This window comes from Pseudoxanthomonas sp. (genome assembly GCF_035999195.1).
Lineage (GTDB): Bacteria > Pseudomonadota > Gammaproteobacteria > Xanthomonadales > Xanthomonadaceae > Pseudoxanthomonas_A.
In genome coordinates this window covers 603,681-621,985 of record NZ_DASYGY010000009.1, presented here as the reverse complement: position 1 = coordinate 621,985, position 18,305 = coordinate 603,681, and the positions used below count along the sequence as shown (strand labels likewise).

The 18,305-nt window shown below is 68.6% G+C and carries 15 protein-coding genes, 1 tRNA gene and 1 pseudogene; 15 read left to right on the top strand and 2 right to left on the bottom strand.

Going from position 1 to position 18,305, the window contains the following annotated elements:
* Positions 1 to 112 precede the first annotated feature (112 nt).
* Entirely contained in the window at positions 113 to 1,537 is a 1,425-nt protein-coding gene (locus tag VGN58_RS10055; RefSeq protein WP_327483107.1) for a glycosyltransferase, read from the top strand.
* Positions 1,537 to 2,463: a hypothetical protein gene (locus VGN58_RS10050; protein WP_327483106.1), complete on the top strand. Its 927-nt coding sequence runs from the start codon at positions 1,537 to 1,539 to the stop codon at positions 2,461 to 2,463. The genes VGN58_RS10055 and VGN58_RS10050 overlap by 1 nt, the downstream gene beginning before the upstream one ends.
* A gap of 77 nt (positions 2,464 to 2,540) precedes the next feature.
* Here the strand turns inward: VGN58_RS10050 and VGN58_RS10045 are convergent.
* Positions 2,541 to 2,617, bottom strand: a tRNA-Pro gene (locus VGN58_RS10045).
* Between the two features lie 149 nt (positions 2,618 to 2,766).
* Here VGN58_RS10045 and hisS point away from each other — a divergent pair.
* Positions 2,767 to 4,149 (top strand): histidine--tRNA ligase, encoded by a 1,383-nt coding sequence (hisS, locus tag VGN58_RS10040; RefSeq protein ID WP_327483105.1) that lies wholly within the window; start codon positions 2,767 to 2,769, stop codon positions 4,147 to 4,149.
* A gap of 1 nt (position 4,150) precedes the next feature.
* Positions 4,151 to 6,040, top strand: a complete 1,890-nt coding sequence (locus tag VGN58_RS10035; protein ID WP_327483104.1) for an aromatic amino acid ammonia-lyase — start codon at positions 4,151 to 4,153, stop codon at positions 6,038 to 6,040.
* A gap of 98 nt (positions 6,041 to 6,138) precedes the next feature.
* Here the strand turns inward: VGN58_RS10035 and VGN58_RS10030 are convergent, their stop codons facing one another.
* Positions 6,139 to 7,968 (bottom strand): diguanylate cyclase, encoded by a 1,830-nt coding sequence (locus VGN58_RS10030; RefSeq protein ID WP_327483103.1) that lies wholly within the window; start codon positions 7,966 to 7,968, stop codon positions 6,139 to 6,141.
* Between the two features lie 230 nt (positions 7,969 to 8,198).
* On the opposite strand from VGN58_RS10030, the gene VGN58_RS10025 reads away from it, so the two are divergent.
* The 11 genes and pseudogenes from VGN58_RS10025 (at position 8,199) to VGN58_RS09975 (ending at position 18,036) form a co-directional block, all read left to right on the top strand.
* Entirely contained in the window at positions 8,199 to 8,522 is a 324-nt protein-coding gene (locus tag VGN58_RS10025) for a YerC/YecD family TrpR-related protein (protein ID WP_327483102.1), read from the top strand.
* Between the two features lie 7 nt (positions 8,523 to 8,529).
* A complete protein-coding gene (gene hisG, locus VGN58_RS10020; protein ID WP_327483101.1) occupies positions 8,530 to 9,444 on the top strand; it encodes an ATP phosphoribosyltransferase in 915 nt (304 codons plus the stop codon).
* Positions 9,441 to 10,754, top strand: a complete 1,314-nt coding sequence (gene hisD / locus VGN58_RS10015; RefSeq protein ID WP_327483100.1) for a histidinol dehydrogenase — start codon at positions 9,441 to 9,443, stop codon at positions 10,752 to 10,754. Before hisG ends, hisD begins: the two co-directional genes overlap by 4 nt.
* Positions 10,751 to 11,812 (top strand): annotated as a pseudogene (gene hisC / locus VGN58_RS10010) (histidinol-phosphate transaminase); the annotation flags it as partial. The gene hisD and the pseudogene hisC, both read left to right, overlap by 4 nt.
* Before the next feature lie 83 nt (positions 11,813 to 11,895).
* Positions 11,896 to 12,969 carry a bifunctional histidinol-phosphatase/imidazoleglycerol-phosphate dehydratase HisB gene (gene hisB / locus VGN58_RS10005; RefSeq protein WP_327483099.1) on the top strand — a complete coding sequence of 358 codons (1,074 nt, stop codon included), beginning with the start codon at positions 11,896 to 11,898 and terminating at the stop codon, positions 12,967 to 12,969.
* Complete coding sequence (gene hisH, locus VGN58_RS10000; protein ID WP_327483098.1) at positions 12,966 to 13,568, top strand: imidazole glycerol phosphate synthase subunit HisH; 603 nt, start codon at positions 12,966 to 12,968, stop codon at positions 13,566 to 13,568. The genes hisB and hisH overlap by 4 nt, the downstream gene beginning before the upstream one ends.
* A complete protein-coding gene (gene hisA / locus VGN58_RS09995) occupies positions 13,565 to 14,302 on the top strand; it encodes a 1-(5-phosphoribosyl)-5-[(5-phosphoribosylamino)methylideneamino]imidazole-4-carboxamide isomerase (protein ID WP_327483097.1) in 738 nt (245 codons plus the stop codon). Before hisH ends, hisA begins: the two co-directional genes overlap by 4 nt.
* The gene (gene hisF, locus VGN58_RS09990) at positions 14,296 to 15,072 is read left to right on the top strand and encodes an imidazole glycerol phosphate synthase subunit HisF (protein ID WP_327483096.1); all 777 of its coding nucleotides are present in this window, start codon (positions 14,296 to 14,298) and stop codon (positions 15,070 to 15,072) included. The genes hisA and hisF overlap by 7 nt, the downstream gene beginning before the upstream one ends.
* The gene (gene hisIE, locus VGN58_RS09985; RefSeq protein WP_327483095.1) at positions 15,062 to 15,688 is read left to right on the top strand and encodes a bifunctional phosphoribosyl-AMP cyclohydrolase/phosphoribosyl-ATP diphosphatase HisIE; all 627 of its coding nucleotides are present in this window, start codon (positions 15,062 to 15,064) and stop codon (positions 15,686 to 15,688) included. The genes hisF and hisIE overlap by 11 nt, the downstream gene beginning before the upstream one ends.
* A gap of 189 nt (positions 15,689 to 15,877) precedes the next feature.
* Complete coding sequence (locus VGN58_RS09980) at positions 15,878 to 17,458, top strand: calcineurin-like phosphoesterase C-terminal domain-containing protein (protein WP_327483094.1); 1,581 nt, start codon at positions 15,878 to 15,880, stop codon at positions 17,456 to 17,458.
* Positions 17,459 to 17,460: 2 nt separating this feature from the next.
* Entirely contained in the window at positions 17,461 to 18,036 is a 576-nt protein-coding gene (locus VGN58_RS09975; protein WP_327483093.1) for a YdeI/OmpD-associated family protein, read from the top strand.
* Positions 18,037 to 18,305 lie beyond the last annotated feature (269 nt).

The window sequence follows — 18,305 nt, the reverse complement described above, 5'->3', positions numbered from 1 at the left end:
GTCACCTATTTGTGATGGACGTCAAAAATGTGAGTTAAGAAGTCGTAATGGACGGGACAGTAGCGTGGCATGGGTTTTGCAGGCCACGGATCAGGTTCTGTCGATGCGGCACATGTACGACTCCACATCCCTCCTCGCGCCGGCTGAGCGCGAGCCGGATCGTCCCGACTCCGTCTTCAATCCCGCTCCCGACGCCGCCGCCACCGCGTTGCCGTGGCGGCGCTTCTATGTGCCGGTGCGGCTGAAGTACACGCTGGTCCTGCTGGTATCCCTGGCGTGGGCGGCGCTGTCGGTCAAGCTCTCGCAGCCCTGGCTTTCCGAACTCTCGAAGCCGCTGGGATTCGCGCTGGCGGTGTTCGTCATCGCCTTCATCGCCTACGTGCCGGGCTTCATGAACGCCTTCCTGATCGGTTCCATCCTGTCGGACCGACGCCCGGTGCTGCGCAAGTACGATCGCCTGCCCGATGTCTGCGTGCTGGTGGCCTGCTACAACGAAAGCGAGAACATCGCCGACACGCTCACCAGTCTGGCGCGCCAGGACTACCACGGCGACGTGGAGGTGGTGGTCATCGACGATGGCTCCACCGACGACAGTCTCGCCATCGCGCGCACGATGGCGGCGCAGCTCGCGCGCCCCGGACTTCAGGTGCGGGTGCTGGCGCAGTCCCGGAACGGCGGCAAGTCGAAGGCCCTGAACCGCGGTCTGGCCGAGACGCGCCAGGCGCTGGTGGTGACGGTGGATGGCGACTCGTACCTGCGCGCCGACGCGCTGCGCAAGCTGGTGGAACGATTCCTGTCCGATCCGCCCGGCACCGTGGCCGTGGCCGGCGCCGTGCTGGTGCGCAATTCGCGCGAGAACTGGCTGACGCGCAGCCAGGAATGGGACTACTTCCATGGCATCGCCGCGGTGAAACGCATGCAGAGCATGTATCACGGCACGCTGGTGGCGCAGGGCGCGTTCTCGCTGTACACGCGTGCGTCGCTGGAAGGCGTCGGCGGCTGGCCGGAGTGCGTCGGCGAGGACATCGTGGTGTCGTGGGCGCTGCTGGAAACCGGCGCGCGCATCGGCTACTGCGAGGAAGCCTGCCTGTTCACCAAGGTGCCCACGAAGGTGGGCCAGTTCGCCCGCCAGCGCCAGCGCTGGTCGCGCGGCCTGATGGAGGCCTTCGCCCGACATGGCAAGCTGCTGGTGAAGCCTCGCATGACCACCTTGTTCATCTGGTGGAACCTGCTGTTCCTGCCGCTGGACCTGGTGTACACCTTCGCCTTCATTCCCGGCATCGTGCTGGCGCTGTTCGGCTACTACTGGATCGCCGGCATCATGACGCTGCTGGTGCTGCCGCTGGCGGCGTTGTGGAACATCGTGATCTTCCGCGTGCAGTCGCACATGTTCAAACGGCAGGAGCTGCGCGTACGCCGCAATCTGTCCGGCTTCGTGTTCTACACGCTGGCCTACACCATGATCCTGCAGCCGGTCTGCGTGATGGGCTACGCCGCGGAACTGCTGCGCCTGCGCAAGACCTGGGGTACCAAGTGATGAAGCCATATCTCCTGAGCACCGCGCTGGCCCTGGCCGCCACGGCACCCGCTGCGCTGGCGCAGACGAAAGCCGAAGGCGACAAGCAGGCCGTGCGCACCGATCTGTGGGTGGGCTCGGATGCGGACGGCAACGAGACCCGCAAGCTCGCGCTGGGCTGGGACGTGGACCATCGCGACATCGAGCACTGGTGGGGCGTGAAGGTGGAACGCGCGCGTTTCGCCGGCCGTGGCTGGCGCGACGAGCAGGACCGCGTCTTCGTCAGCGGCGCGGGCGATGCAGGCGAGCGGTGGCGCTGGGATGGCGATGTCGGCACGAACGGGGACGACCTGGTCGGCCGCGCCTCCCTCCACAGCCGCGATGCGCGCCGCAAGGAGTTCTTCGTCGAGCGCGACGTGCTGGAAACGCGCAACGGCGTGGCGCAGGGTTGGGTGCAGACGTTCGCCGGCGCCACCCTCGACGTGCCAATGGGCGAGCGCTGGTCGGCCAGCGGCGTCGCCGGGCTGCAGGACTTCGGCGTGGGTGACAACCTGCGCACGCACCTGCGCGGCAACCTGGTGTTCGCGCTGGCGCCGGAGCAGGGCATCAGTCTGCAGCTGAGGACGCGCTACTACCGCAACAGCGAACCGCGCGAGGCGGACTACTACTCGCCGCGCTGGTATGGCGAGGCGCTGGGCGTGGTGGGTTGGCGCCGGCATGTGGGCGGTTACCAGTACACGGCGCGCGCGGGCCTCGGGCGTCAGCGCAGCGCGGGCGACATGTCCAAGCGGGCGCGGATGCTGGAAGTGGGCGTGGAAACGCCACGCTGGAAGGACGCATGGCTGCGGCTGGATGCGGGATACACCGATACCCCGGTGCTGACGGATACGGGAACGGACAGCTATTCGTACCGGTACCTGCGGTTGCAGGCGTTTGTGGCGTTCTGACCGCGATTTCCTGTTCCCGGCCGCATTGCGCGACCGGGCAGACACAAAAAAGCCGGCGCAAGGCCGGCTTTTTCAATTGGTCGGGGAGACAGGATTCGAACCTGCGACCTCTACGTCCCGAACGTAGCGCTCTACCAGACTGAGCTACACCCCGACTGAGCGCGCCATTGTAGTGAACGACTCCGTTCCCGGCAAGACCCGGCGCCCACTTTCCGCCGCGGCACGGGCTGCCGGTCCGGCAGGCTGCGACCGATGGCTCGGGACACGTAAAATGCGCGGTCTACGCATGCCGGAGTTGCCCGCTTGATCAAGCCCCGTACCCCGCCCGGAGTGATGGAACTGCTCCCGCGCGAGCAGATCGCCTTCCAGCGCATGCTGGACACCATCCGCCGGAACTACGAGCGCTTCGGCTTCCTGCCGGTGGAAACGCCGGTCTTCGAGCTGTCCGAGACCCTGCTGACCAAGTCCGGCGGCGAGACCGAGCGGCAGGTCTACTTCGTCCAGTCCACGGGTGCGCTGGCCAAGGAAGACGAAGGCCTGCCCGAGCTGGCCCTGCGTTTCGACCTGACCGTGCCGCTGGCCCGCTACGTGGCCGAGCACGAACACGAACTGACCTTCCCGTTCCGCCGCTACCAGATCCAGCGCGTCTACCGCGGCGAACGCCAGCAGCGTGGCCGCTTCCGCGAGTTCTACCAGTGCGACATCGACGTGATCGGCAAGGACGCACTGAGCGTGCGCTTCGATGCCGAGATCCTGGCGGTGATCCACGCCGTCTTCAGCGACCTGGGCATCGGCGACTTCACCATCCAGCTGAACAACCGCAAGCTGATGCGCGGCTTCTTCGAAGCGCAGGGCGTCACCGACGGCGACCAGCAGGCGCTGGTGCTGCGCGAAGTGGACAAGCTGGACAAGCGCGGCGCCGATTACGTGCGCGAGACGCTGACCGGTGAAGGTTTCGGCATGTCGGCCGAGGGCGTCGACCGCATCCTCGATTTCGTCGCCGTGCGCAGCACCGGCCACGCCGATGCGCTCGCGAAGCTCGACGCGCTGGGAGAGGGCAGCGACACCTTCAACCAGGGCATCGCCGAACTGCGCGAAGTGCTGGACCTGGTCAAGGCGCTGGGCGTGCCGGAGAGCGCGTACTGCCTGAACTTCTCCATCGCCCGCGGCCTGGACTACTACACCGGCACCGTCTACGAGACCCAGCTGGACGGCTACCCGCAGATCGGCTCGATCTGCTCCGGCGGCCGCTACGAGGACCTCGCCAGCCATTACACCAAGTCGAAGCTGCCCGGCGTGGGCATCTCGATCGGCCTGACCCGCCTATTCTGGCAGCTGCGTGAGGCCGGCCTGGTCGCCGGCAGCGACGAGAGCAGCGTGCAGGCCATGGTCGCCCTGATGGACGACGGCCAGCTGGCCGAATCGCTCGACATCGCGCGCCGCCTGCGCGCGGCCGGCATCAATACCGAAGTGCAGATGGAAGGCCGCAAGCTGGCCAAGCAGTTCCAGTACGCCTCGCGCGCGGGCATCCGCTTCGTGGTGCTGGTGGGCGAGGACGAGCGCGCGCGCGGCGTGGTGACCGTCAAGGACCTGCAGCGCGAGCAGCAGTTCGAGGTGGCCCGCGAGGAACTGGCCAGCAGTCTGAGAGTGGAGCTGGAACAGGCCCGCGCACTGGCGGGGCGCTGACATGAAGCCGATCCTGCTGGATGGCGCATCGCTTACCCGCGACCGGCTGGTCGAGATCGCGTTCGGCGCCAGCGTCGAGCTGGACAAGGGCGCGCTGAAAGCGGTCGCACGCGCGGCCGACTTCCTGGCCGAACAGGTCCGCCGCGAAGAGCCGATCTACGGCGTGTCCACCGGCTTCGGCAGCAACGCCGACAAACTGCTCGGCGCGCATCCGCTGCGGGATGAGCTGCCCGGCGCGGTGGCGTCCGGGCGTTCGCTGCACGAGGAGCTGCAGTACAACCTGATCGTCACCCATGCCGTCTGCGTGGGTGAGCCGATGGCGCCGGAGATCGTGCGCGCCATGCTCGGCATCCGCATCAACACGCTGCTGAAAGGCCACTCCGGCATCCGCGTGGAGACGCTGCAGGCCATGGCGGCCATGCTCAACGCCGGCATCGTGCCGGTGGTGCCGTCGCTGGGCTCAGTCGGTGCCTCGGGCGACCTGGCGCCGCTGTCGCACCTGGCCATCGTGCTGCTGGGCGGTGGCGAGGCCTTCTTCCAGGGCCAGCGCATGCGTGGTGCGGAGGCGCTGGAGCGCGCCGGCCTGTCGCCGGTCACGCTGTCGTACAAGGAAGGTCTGGCACTCAACAACGGTACGGCGCAGATGCTGGCCATGGGCGTGCTGGCCATCTACCGGCTGGACCAGCTGCTGGATACCGCGGACATCGCCGCCGCGATGACCATCGACGCCTTCGCCGGCCGCCTGGGCGCGTTCGCCGAGGAAGTGCATGCGCTGCGCCCGCATCCGGGCCAGGTGCATGTGGCCGCGCGCCTGCGCGACCTGCTGGACGGCTCGACGCTGGCCGACATCCCGTACCACCTGGTGCCGAAGTTCCGCCCGTGGCTGCCGCGCAGCTGGGACACCGCCGAGGCGCAGGCGCTGCGCTTCGACATCGGCTGGGACTGGGTGCCGACCGACCAGCGCCATGGTCGAGAGAAGTTCTACCGGCGCTTCATGCCGTTCCGCGGCGGCAAGAAGCACCAGCCGCAGGACAGCTATTCGCTGCGTTGCATTCCGCAGGTGCATGGCGCGGTGCGCGATGCGGTGGAGCAGGCCAAGCGCGTGCTGGAGATCGAGCTCAACGCCGTCACCGACAACCCGCTGGTGTTCCCTGACCGGCAGGCCGAGCACGTCGAAGAGCATGTGATCTCGGCCGGCCATTTCCACGGCATGCCGCTGGCGCTGGCGATGAGCTACGTGAAGGCGGCCATCCCGACGCTGGCGTCCATCTCCGAACGCCGCCTCAACAAGCTGGTCGATCCGGCCACCAACGACGGCCTGCCGGCGTTCCTGATCGGCAACGAGGACGGCACCGAATCGGGCCACATGATCGTGCAGTACACCGCTGCCGCCATCGTCAACGATCTGGCCAGCCGCGCGCATCCGGCCAGCGTGTTCTCGGTGCCGACCAGCGCCAACGCCGAAGACCATGTGTCGATGGGCGCCAACGAAGCGCGTCATGTGCTGGCCATGGTGCAGGACCTGGGCAAGGTGCTGGCGCTGGAGCTGTACACCGCCGCGCAGGCGCTGGACCTGCGCCGCGACATGATCAACGCGGCGCGTGCGCTGTCCGCCCGCACGGATGCGGAGGGCCTGGCGGTGAAGGTGGCCGGCGGACCGTCGCCGGGCACCGAAGGACGCGAGACGTTCCTGGCGGAAGTCGACGCGTTGCGCGCGGCGCTGGCGTCCAGCGAGGCCTTCCATCCCGGCCACGCGGTGGCGGCCGCCCATGCGGCGATTCGCGCGAAGATCCCGTTCCTCGAGCGCGACCGCGCCCTGGATGGCGAAGTCGCCACCGCCGTGCGGCTGGTGGAGTCGGGAGAGATCCTGGCGGCGGTGCGGAGCCGCTGAGCCGGCTGCGCAGGCGGGTGGTTGTGGGAGCGACGTGAGTCGCGAGCTTTTTGCAGAAAGCATCGCGACTCACGTCGCTCCCACAACAGCAGAAGATCCTACAGCGTCCGCACGCAATCCCGCCCTTCGGCCTTGGCGGCGTACAGCGCCTGGTCGGCCACCTGCAGGGCGGATTCCAGGCTGTCGCGGGCGTCCAGGTCGACGCAGTGCACACCGATGCTGGCGGACACGGCGATTTCCAGCGTGCCGCTGCGGCAGGGCGCGGCACGCAGCGCTTGGCGCAGTTCCTCGGCCACCACGCTGGCTTCGCCCAGGCCCATGCCGGGCAGGGCGGCGATGAACTCCTCGCCGCCGAACCGCGCCAGCAGCGCGCCGTGCGGCCGCAGCGTCTCGGCCAGCGTGTTCGACGTGCAGCGCAGGCAGTCGTCGCCGACCAGGTGGCCGTAGTTGTCGTTGATGCGCTTGAAATGGTCCAAGTCGATCATCAGCAGCGAGATCGGACGCTGCGAGTTGCGCGACTGCGACAGCAGGTGCTCGAACGCTTCGCGGAAATGCGTGCGGTTGTAGAGGTCGGTCAGGCCGTCGAGGCGGCTGGATTCGCGCAGCCGGTGGTGCGCCGTCTGCAGTTCCGACATCGCCTGCCGCAGCTCGCCGGTGCGGACGACGATCTGCTCCTCCAGCAGGTTCTTCGCATCGCGCACGATCCGCTCGTTCTCGTTGCGCAGCGCGGCGTACCGGTAGCCCAGCGCCACCGACAGCAGCAGCATCTCCAGCGCCGAGCCGATCTGCACGCCGTACTCGGTCAGGAAGGTCTTGGGCAGCAGGCCGAACGCCAGCGCCACGAAGATGCCGGTGCCCAGCAGGAACATCGCCCACGCCAGCAGGAATACCTTCGCCGGGCGATAACCGCTGCGCACCACCACCAGTGCGACCACCGCGATCCAAACGATGCTGGGGAACACGGCCGCCGAGGCGATCGGCGTGGCCACGTGGTAGGGCAGTTGCGTGGCGGCGATGCCGAGCAGCACGAAGAACGCGATGATCGCCTTGCTGATGCGGTCGCCCCAGCGCCATCGGGTGTTGAGGTCAAGGAAGGTCCGCGAGAACTGCTGCATGCCGATCTGGGCCAGGCACACCGACAGCGGCACCGACTTGTCCGCCAGCCAGGTGGAATGCGGCCACAGGTACTCGAACCCCAGCCCGTTGAGGGTGAACAGCACCAGGCCGAACGCACTGATGTGGAACAGGTACCAGAAGTAGCTGCCGTCGCGCAGCACCAGCCACAGCACCAGGTTGTAGAAGAACAGCGCCAGCAGGATGCCGTAGTAGATGCCGATGCCGAGCTGGCCGTCGCGCGACAGTTCGGCGAAGGCGGCCGGCGTGTACAGGAACAGCGGCACCTGCATCGAGCTCTGGCTCTGCACGCGGACCAGCAGGTCCACCCGTTCGCCGGTCGGCAGGTCGAGCCAGAAGTTGGGGTGGCGGTAGCGCACGCTGCGCTGCTCGAACGGGAAGGTGTCGCCGCCGATGTGGTGGATCGTGCGCCCATCGGGGTACCGGGCGTAGATGTCGATGCGGTCGCTCAGCGCGTACTGCTGCACCAGCAACCAGCGTTGCTCGCGCGGGTTCTGGTTGGTGACGGCGACATGGAACCAGAACGCGCCGGTCTGGAAACCGAAGGAGGCATCGCCGTCGGGCAGGGGAGCGAAGCGGCCGGCGGTGAACTGCCGCGCGGCTTCCTCGACACTGATGCCACCGGCCGTATCGTGCAGGTACGTGGTTTGCGGGGCGAGCGGAAGATAGCTGGCGTCGGGCGAGATGCGTGCGGCAGGGGCCGCGGTAGCCAGCAGGGGCAGCCACGCCAGGCAGAGCACCAGCCAGAAAGTGGCCCGGTGGCCGGTGGAGCGCCTGTCGCGTTGTCGCTGCATGCCCGTCCCCCCCGGGTTTCCGGCCGGAACGGAGTCTATCTCCGTCCGGCCATCAGGCGTCCATGGCAGTGTACTCATCGTCCGTGTCCGCTCCAGTCCATCGAGGTTCCTGTCGCTGTCTTGTCCGGGACAACGCGGATTGCGGCCGTTTCCAGACAGCACGGCTTGACGCTCCGCAACAATCGCATTAATGTACTAACGCATTAGTACATTGGAATGTCCTCCAGCCCATGAAACGCCGCGTGTCCCCCGATGACGTTGCCGATGCCCCCGTGCGCGCCCTGTGCGACGCCCTGGCGGCGCTGGCCGATGCCGACGAGGTGCGGGCCTTCCTGGAGGATCTCTGCACGCCGGCCGAGCTGGAAGCCATGTCGGACCGCTGGCGGGTCGTGCCGCTGCTGCTCAAGGGCGTGCCCTACCGCGAGATCCACGACCTGACCCAGGTCAGCGTGACCACCATCGGCCGTGTCGCGCGCACGCTGGAGCGGGGGGCCGGCGGTTACGCCACCGCTGTCCAGCGCCAGCAGGCCGCGACCGCCACCGCTTCCCACTGAGTACCCCATGAGTCCCTCCCCGACCCCTGCGACGCGCGAGCGTCTGCGCATCGCCATCCAGAAGAGCGGGCGGCTGGCCGAGCCGGCGCGCACGCTGCTGGCCGCCTGCGGCCTGAGCTGGCGCGAGAGCCGCGACAAGCTGTTCTGCTACGGCGAATCCCTGCCGGTCGACCTGCTGCTGGTACGCGACGACGACATTCCCGGCCTGATCGCCGACGGCGTCTGCGATTTCGGCATCGTCGGCCGCAACGAACTGGACGAGCAGGCCGGTGAGCGCACGCTCAACGGCCTGCCGGCCGCCTACCGCGAACTGCGCCCGCTCGGCTTCGGCAGCTGCCGGCTGATGCTGGCCGTACCCGACAGCTGGGAATGGACCGGGCCGCAGCAGCTGCAGGGCCTGCGCATCGCCACCAGCTATCCGTCCATCCTGCGGCAATGGCTGCAGGCGCGCGGGATTGACGCGGCCGTGGTCGAGCTGTCCGGCTCGGTGGAGATCGCGCCGAAGCTGGGCACCGCGGACCTGATCTGCGATCTGGTCTCCAGCGGTGCCACGCTGGCCGCTAACCAGTTGAAGCCGGTGGAGACGTTGCTGGACAGCGAAGCGGTGCTCGCCGGTCCGGCGCGTGAGTTCGACGATGCCCGCGCCGGCTTGGCCGACATGCTGCTGCGCCGGCTCGATGGCGTGCTGAAGCTCAAGGACAGCAAGCTGCTGATGTTCCGCGCCGAGCGCGACACCGTGCCCGCGCTGTCGCGGCTGCTGACCGACAGCGAAGGCCTGGTCACGCTGCCGGGCGGCGAGGACGGCCCGCTTTCGTTGCAGGCGATGTGCCACGGCGCGGTCACCTGGCAGCGGTTGGAGGAGCTGCAGCGCGCCGGCGCGCAGGGCCTGATGGTGCTGTCGGTCGAGAGGTCGCTGGCATGACCGCGTCGCCTGCTCTCGTGTACGACTGGAATTCCCTGGATGACGCCGCGCGCGCCTCGCTGCTCGCCCGGCCCGCGCAGACCGTCGCGCAGCGCACCCATGATGCCGTCGCCGGTCTGCTGGCCGAGGTGCAGGCGCGCGGCGACGCGGCCCTGCGCGAGGTCACCGCGCGCTTCGACGGCGTGGAACTGGCCGCCTTCGAGGTCAGCGAAGAGGAATTCGCGGCCGCGCACACCGCCGTGCCTGCCGACCTGCGCCAGGCGATGCAGGACGCCGCCGAGCGCATCGAGGCGTTCCACCGCGCCGGCATGGCGCAGCCCTATGCGGTGGAAACCGCGCCGGGCGTGGTCTGCGAGCGGATGATCCTGCCGATCCCGCGCGTGGGCCTGTACGTACCCGCCGGCAGCGCACCGTTGCCGTCCACGGCGTTGATGCTGGGCGTGCCGTCGCGCCTGGCCGGCTGCCGCGACGTGGTGCTGTGCACGCCGCCGCGCAAGGACGGTACCGCCGATCCTGCGGTGCTGGTGGCCGCCCAGCTGACCGGTGTACGCCGCGTGTTCAAGCTCGGTGGCGCGCAGGCGATCGCCGCGATGGCGTTCGGCACCGAGAGCGTGCCGGCCTGCGACAAGCTGTTCGGTCCTGGGAATAGCTACGTGACCGAAGCCAAGCGGCAGGTCGCGCAGGCCGGTGCCGCGGCCATCGACATGCCGGCCGGACCGTCGGAAGTGCTGGTGATCGCCGATGCCGGCGCGGATGCTGCCTTCGTCGCCGCCGACCTGCTGTCGCAGGCCGAGCACGGCCCGGATTCGCAGGTGCTGCTGCTGTCCGACGACGACGGCCTGATCGGGCGCGTACAGGCCGAACTGGCGACGCAGCTCGCCGCGCTGGACCGTGCCGACATCGCGCGTCAGGCGCTGTCGGCGTCGCGGCTGGTCAAGGTCGCGACGCTCGATGACGCCTTCGCCATCAGCAACCGCTATGCGCCGGAGCACCTGATCGTCGCCCTGCGCGAACCGCGCGCATGGCTGCCCAGGGTGGAGGCGGCCGGTTCGGTGTTCCTGGGCGATTACACCCCGGAAGCGCTGGGCGACTACTGCAGCGGCACCAACCATGTGCTGCCCACCAGCGGCGCCGCGCGCGCGTACAGCGGCGTCAGCGTGGCCAGTTTCCAGAATTTCGTCAGCGTGCAGTCGGCCAGCCGCGCCGGCATTGCCGCCATCGGCGACTGCGCACTGACGCTGGCGCGCGCCGAAGGCCTGGATGCGCACGCCAACGCCGTCGCGCTGCGCCTGCGCAAGGCGGCCGCATGAGCGCGGTCCTGTCCCTCGTGCGCCCTGACCTGCGCGACTTCGCCGGCTACAAGTCCGCACGCAGCGAAGCCTTGCGCGGCGATGTGTGGTTGAACGCCAACGAATCCGCGTGGGCGAATCCGGCCGATGCGCAGGGCCGCAGCCGCCGTTATCCCGATCCGCAGCCGCCGGCATTGCGCGAACGGCTGGCGCAGCTCTACGGCGTGGCGCCGGAACAGGTGCTGGTCGGACGCGGCAGCGACGAAGCCATCGACCTGCTCGTGCGTGCGTTGTGCGTCCCGGGACAGGACGCGATCGTGGTGACGCCGCCGGTGTTCGGCATGTATGCCGTCTGCGCACGTCTGCAGGGCGCACGCATCATCGACGTGCCGCTGGTGGACGGCGAAGCGGGCCTGGTCGCCGATCTCGACGCCATCCGCGAGGCCGCACTGGCGCAGGGCGCGAAGCTGGTGTTCCTGTGCTCGCCATCGAATCCGGCGGGCTCGGCCATTCCGCTCGACGCCATCGCAGGCCTCGCGCGTGCGCTGGAAGGCAAGGCGCTGGTGGTCGTGGACGAAGCCTATGGCGAGTTCGCCGACGCCGGTTCCGCGACCACGCTGGTCGGCGCGCACGCCAACATCGCCGTGCTGCGTACGCTGTCCAAGGCGCACGCCCTGGCCGCAGCGCGCATCGGTGCGGTGATCGGCGAAGCGGACCTGATCGCGGTGCTGCAGCGCTGCCAGGCGCCGTATCCGGTGCCCACGCCTTCCGCCGACCTGGCCCTGGAAGGCCTGTCCGACGCCGCACTCGCGCAGACGCGTGAACGGGTGGCCACGGTGCGTCGCGAGCGCGAGCGCCTGCAGTACGCGTTGGCGCGCGTGCCCGGCGTAAGACGTGTCTATCCCTCGCAGGGCAACTATCTGCTCGCGCGCTTCGACGATGCCGAGCGTGCCTTCCGCGCGCTGCTCGCCGCCGGCGTGGTGGTACGCGACCAGCGCGCTGCGCCGCAGCTCGATGATGCGCTGCGCATCACCGTCGGCTCGCCAGAGCAGAACGACCGCGTGCTGTCGGCATTGAACACGGATGCCTCCTTCGCCGGCACGGCGTCAGCCCCGGCCGTCTCTCCCAAGGGGGCGGAAGCCCCTCCTGCAGAAACCGTCCCATGACGCCCATCCTCTTCATCGACCGCGACGGCACCCTGATCGAGGAGCCCGAGGATTTCCAGATCGATGCCTACGAGAAGGTGCGCTTCGTCGCCGGCGTCGTTCCCGCACTACTGAAGCTGCGCGACGCCGGCTACGAGTTCGTCATCGTCAGCAACCAGGACGGGCTGGGCAGCGAGCAGTACCCGCGTGCCAGCTTCGACGGCCCGCAGGCCCTGATGATGCAGGTGTTCGAGAGCCAGGGCATCCGCTTCCGCGACGTGCTGATCGACGAGAGCTGGCCGCACGAGAACAAGCCCACGCGCAAGCCGGGTATCGGCCTGATGGTGCCGTACCTGCAGGACCGGAGCATCGACTGGGCGCGCTCGGGCATGGTCGGCGACCGGCCGACCGACATCCAGTTCGCCGAGAATCTGAAGATCCGCGGCTTCCAGCTGAAGACCGCGCAGTTCGGCGGCGAGTGGGACTGGGCCGGCATCGCGCACGAGCTGGCGGATGCGCCGCGGCGTGCCGTCGTCCAGCGCAACACGAAGGAAACCAGGATCCGCGTCGAGGTGGATCTCGACCGTGTCGCCGAGCCGGTCGCGAAGACCGGCCTGCCGTTCTTCGACCACATGCTGGAACAGATCGGCAAGCACGGCGGCTTCGCGCTGGACGTCCGCGCCGACGGCGACCTGCACATCGACGAGCACCACACCGTCGAGGACACCGGTCTCGCGCTGGGGCAGGCGCTGAAGGAAGCGCTGGGCGACAAGCGCGGCATCGGGCGCTACGGCTTCACCCTGCCGATGGACGAGACGCTGGCCAGCGCTGCGCTGGATTTCAGTGGACGTCCGTACTTCGTCTTCAGCGGCGAGTTCAAGCGCGAACGCGTCGGCGACCTGCCGACGGAACTGGTGCCGCATTTCTTCCGCTCGCTCTGCGACGCCTCCGGCCTGAACCTCAACCTGAAGGTCGAAGGCGACAACGACCACCACAAGGTCGAGGCCAGCTTCAAGGCGCTGGCGCGTGCGCTGCGCCAGGCGGTCAAGCGCGAAGGCGCCGAACTGCCGTCGACCAAGGGGGCGCTGTGACGAAGGTCGTGCTGGTCGACGCCGGTGGCTCCAACATCGGCTCGGTGCGCTATGCCTTGCAGCGGCTGGGTGTGGACGCGGAACTGACCGGCGATTCCGCAACGATCCGCAATGCGGACCGGGTGATCCTGCCCGGCGTCGGTGCGGCGGCGGTGTGCATGACGCGGCTACGGGAACTGGATCTGGTCGATACCCTGCGCACGCTGGACAAGCCGCTGCTGGGCGTCTGCGTCGGCGTGCAGCTGCTGTTCGCGCATTCCCAGGAAGACGACACGCCCTGCCTTGGCCTGCTGCCGGGTCGCGTGCGCAAGCTGTCGGCCGCGCCCGGCATCCGCGTGCCGCACATGGGCTGGAACACCCTGCGCCGCACCCGCGATGCGTCGTTGCTGGACGGTATCGCCGACGGCGACCACGCCTACTTCGTGCACAGCTATGCGGCGCCGGTCGACGACGATTGCCTGTGCAGCAGCGAGCATGGCCAGCGCTTCGCCGCCGTGGTACAGCGGGGCAACGTGGCCGGTGCGCAATTCCATCCCGAGCGTTCGGGCGCCGTCGGCGCGCGGCTGCTGAAGAACTTCATCGAGTACGGACTGCAATGACCGGTTTCACCGTCTATCCCGCCATCGACGTGCGCGATGGTCGTGTCGTGCGCCTGGCGCAGGGCGACTACGCGCGCGAGACCCGCTATGAAGGCGCGCCGCTCGACGTGGCGCGGCGCTATGCCGAACAGGGCGCGGAGTGGCTGCACCTGGTCGATCTGGATGCGGCCCGTGCCGGCGGCTACACGCTGGCCCCGCTGCTGGCCGACATCGCCCGTGAGACCGCGCTGAAGGTGCAGACCGGCGGCGGCGTGCGTCGGCGCGACGACGTGGCCCGCATCCTCGACGCCGGGGCGCAGCGCGTGGTGGTCGGTTCGCTGGCCGTGCGAGAACCGGAGACCGTGCTGTCGTGGCTGGCCGAATTCGGCAGCGAGCGCATCACCGTGGCGCTCGACACGCGGTGCGACCCGAACGGCGTCTGGCGCCTGCCGGTCCATGGCTGGACCGAGACGGCCTCGGAGACGCTGGACGAGCTGGCGACGCGGTACGCCGCGGCCGGCCTGCGTCACCTGCTGTGCACCGACATCGCCCGCGACGGCATGCTGACGGGACCCAACCTGGCGCTGTACGCCTACCTGCACGACACCGTGCCGGCACTGGCGGTGCAGGCCTCGGGCGGCGTCAGCGCGGTCACCGATGTCGAAGGTGCGCGACAGGCGGGTTGCGCCGGCATCGTGCTGGGGCGCGCGTTGCTGGAAGGACGCTTCGCGCTGCCGGAGGCGCTGGCATGCTGAGCCGGCGCATCATTCCGTGCCTGGACGTGCGCGAAGGTCGGGTGGTCAAGGGCGTGAAGTTCCGCGACCACGTGGACATGGGCGATATCGCCGAACTGGCGTTGCGCTACCGCGACGAGGGCGCGGACGAACTGGTGTTCTACGACATCGGCGCCAGCCCCGAGGGGCGCTCGGTCGACTATGCCTGGATCGAACGGGTGTCGCGCCTGCTCGATATCCCGTTCTGTGTCGCGGGCGGCATCCGCGATGTCGAGACGGCGCGGCGCGTGCTCTACAGCGGTGCCGACAAGGTGTCGGTGAATACGCCGGCACTGGAACGTCCCGCGCTGATCGGCGAACTGGCCGACGCCTTCGGCGTGCAATGCGTGGTGGTCGGCGTCGACTCGATCCTCGAAGCGGACGGCGAGTGGCGCGTGCGCCGCTATACCGGCGATCCGTCGAAGATGCAGGGCGCCGGCCTGCGCACGCTCGACTGGGTGGTGCAGGCACAGCAGCTGGGCGCCGGCGAGATCGTGCTCAACTGCATGGACCAGGACGGCGTGCGGCGGGGTTACGATCTGGTGCAACTCAAGGCGGTGCGCGCACTGTGCGATGTGCCCTTGATCGCGTCCGGTGGCGCGGGCGAGGTCGAACACTTCACGGAGGTGTTCGCCGAGGCGGACGTGGATGGCGCGTTGGCGGCCAGCGTGTTCCATAGCGGTCATATCCGGATTCCCGCGCTGAAGTGCGCGCTGGCGGAGCAGGGCATCGAGGTGCGGCGTGGCGACTGACGATCCATCATCCGGTTTCGATCCTTCCCGCCTGGACTGGGCCAAGGGCGATGGCCTGCTGCCGGTCGTGGTGCAGGATGCATCGAACCTGCGCGTCCTGATGCTGGGTTACATGAACCGCGAAGCGCTGGACGCCACCCTGGCCAGCCGGCGCGTGACGTTCTTCAGCCGCAGCAAGCAGCGCCTGTGGACCAAGGGCGAAAGCTCGGGCCATGTGCTGGAACTGGTGTCGATCGATGTGGACTGCGACGACGACACGCTGCTGGTGCTCGCGCATCCGCACGGGCCGACCTGCCACCTGCAGCGGGCCAGTTGCTTCCCGTCGGCACCCTCGGCCTTCCTGTCGGAGCTCGACGCACTGATCGCGAAGCGCGAGCGTGAACGGCCGGCCGACAGCTACACCACGCGGCTGTTCGAGTCCGGCGTGCGGCGGATCGCGCAGAAGGTGGGCGAGGAGGGGGTGGAGACCGCGCTGGCCGCAGTGGCGCAGGATGAAACCGCGTTGTTGGGCGAGAGCGCCGACCTGCTGTACCACCTGACGGTGCTGCTGCGTTCGCGCGGGCTGGCGCTGGCCGATGCGGTCGAGGTTTTGCGCCTAAGGCACGAAGCCAAATAGGGCAATGCCTGTCCGTTGTAGGAGCGACGTGAGTCGCGACCGCAGATCCTGATTGGACGCAACCGCATGTCGTCCGCATCGCCATCAACCGCATGCATGTCGGGTCGGTCGTGCGGTCGCGACTGACGTCGCTCCTACAGGTGAACCTTCCTGCGCCATAATTTGCCGGTCGCCCCCGCTGGAGTCGCCGTGCGCGCCTCGCTGACCGCCTTGCTGCTGGCCTGTCTGGCCGTCCCTGCCCACGCCTTGCCACCCCCCTGCAGCAGCGGCCAGGTCTTCGAGGACCGCAACGGCAATGGCGTTCGCGATACGGGCGAGTCCGGCATCCCGGGCGTCAAGGTGTCCGACGGCGTGCACCTGTCCACGACCGATGCGAGCGGCCAGTACGACGTACCGTACGTGGACGGGCGCACGCTGTTCGTCATCAAGCCGGCCGGTTACGACGTGTCGCTACGGGCCGACGGCATGCCGGCGTTCTGGCGCAACCGCCAGTACCATGCCGGCCCGGCGCTGAAGTACGGCGGCGTGCCGTCGCGGCAACCGGACTGCACGCACTTCGCGCTGCGGAAGAAGTCGCCGGGCGAAAGTCCGGCCCTGGATGCGCTTCTGCTGGCCGACAGCCAGACCGCCTCGGTCACCGACGTGGACTATTACTGGCGCGACATCGTGCAGCCCCTGGTCGGCCGGCATGGCGCATCGCTGGGGCTGACGCTGGGCGACATCGTCAACGACGACCTGTCGCTGTATCCGCAGATCCTGCGCACCACCATGCGCCTGCAGGTGCCGTGGCTGTTCATTCCGGGCAATCACGATCTCGATTTCGATGCGGCAAGCGATGAGGAATCGCTGCGCACCTTCCGCCACCATCTTGGTCCGGACACGTTCGCCTGGGAAGAGGACGCGCTGACCTTCATCGGCCTCGACGACATCATCTATCAGCCAGGAAAATCGCCGTCCTACTTCGGCGGACTGCGCGAGGAGCAGTTCGCGTTCCTGCAGGCCTACCTCCCCACCGTCCGCAAGGACCGGCTGCTGGTGATCGGCGTGCACATCCCGTTCTTCGAGGAAGGCGCGCGCGGGTTCCGTGCGGCGGACCGCCAGCGGCTGTTCGCCCTGCTGAAGGATTTTCCGCACCTGCTGCTGCTCAGCGGTCACACCCACACGCAACGCCACTGGTACCACGACGCCGCCACCGGCTGGCATGGCATGAAGCCGCTGCACGAATACAACGTCGGCGCGGCCTGCGGCGCGTACTGGTCGGGTACCAAGGATGCGCAGGGCATCCCGGATGCCACCATGGCCGACGGCACGCCGAATGGCTACGCACGGTTGCGCGTGGAGGCCGGTGGCGAATACGCGTTGTCGTGGCACCCGGCCCGCGCGCCCGACGACAGCGGCATCGGCCTGCATGCGCCCAACGTGCTGCGCAAGGGTGCGTATCCGGCATGGGGGGTTTACGCCAACGTCTACATGGGCGACGCGGACACGCGGGTGGAATACCGCATCGACGGTGGCGAGTGGAAGGCGATGAAGCGCGTGGAACAGCCCGATCCGTCGCTGCTGGTCGAGAACATGCGCGACGACCTGGCCGATACGCTGCGTGGCTACGACCGCTCGCCCGAAGCCGAACCCTCGCACCATCTGTGGCGTGGCGCACTGCCCACCGATCTGGCCGAAGGCGAGCATCGCGTGGAGGTTCGTGCCTTCGACCGCTGGCGCGGCGAGATCACCGCGCGCACCACCTACCGGCTGCAGACGGCGGAGCCCTGAGCATGGCCGCCCCCGAACTCCCGGTGGAACATTTCGCGGACGCTTCCGCGTGGGAGCATTGGCTGGAGCGGCATTCGCAATCGCCCGGCGTCTGGCTGAAGATCGCCAAGAAGGATGCCGGCATCCCGTCGGTGACCTATACCGAAGCGCTGGACGTCGCGCTCTGCCATGGCTGGATCGACGGGCAGAAGAAGGCCTTCGATGCCCGGTTCTTCCTGCAGCGCTTCACCCCGCGTCGCGCGCGCAGCACCTGGTCGAAGATCAATGTCGCCAGGATCGAGGCGCTGGTAGCGGCCGGCCGCATGCGTCCTGCCGGTCTGCGCGAGGTGGATGCAGCGAAGGCGGACGGGCGCTGGGAGGCGGCCTACGACGGGTCGAGTTCGATGGCCGTGCCCCCGGAACTGGAGACGGCGCTGGCGAAGAACCGCAAGGCCAGGGCGTGGTTCGACGCGCTGGACCGGACCAACCGCTACGCCGTCTGCTGGCGCGTGCAGACGGCGGTGAAGCCGGAGACCAAGCGAGCGAGGGTGGAAAAGCTGGTGGCCATGCTGGCGCGGGGCGAGAAGATCCACGACTGAGCCGCTGTTCGGAGGCCGTGTTGGGTGGCGCATGTGATCCTGACGTTGCGGTGGGCGCTGGAACGCGTTCCCCATGCGAACCTCATCACTGGTCGCAGGCGCAAACGGGCCCCCGCGCTCGCAGGGAACAGAATGCGGATGCCGTCATCCCGGCGCAGGCCGGGACCCAGCGCCTTTCGCTTTCGGTGCATGGCCACCACCCCGGTCGCCGGGATGACGGCAGGACGCCACTCCATCGTCCCATCGAATGCGGGAATCCCATTCGCCTT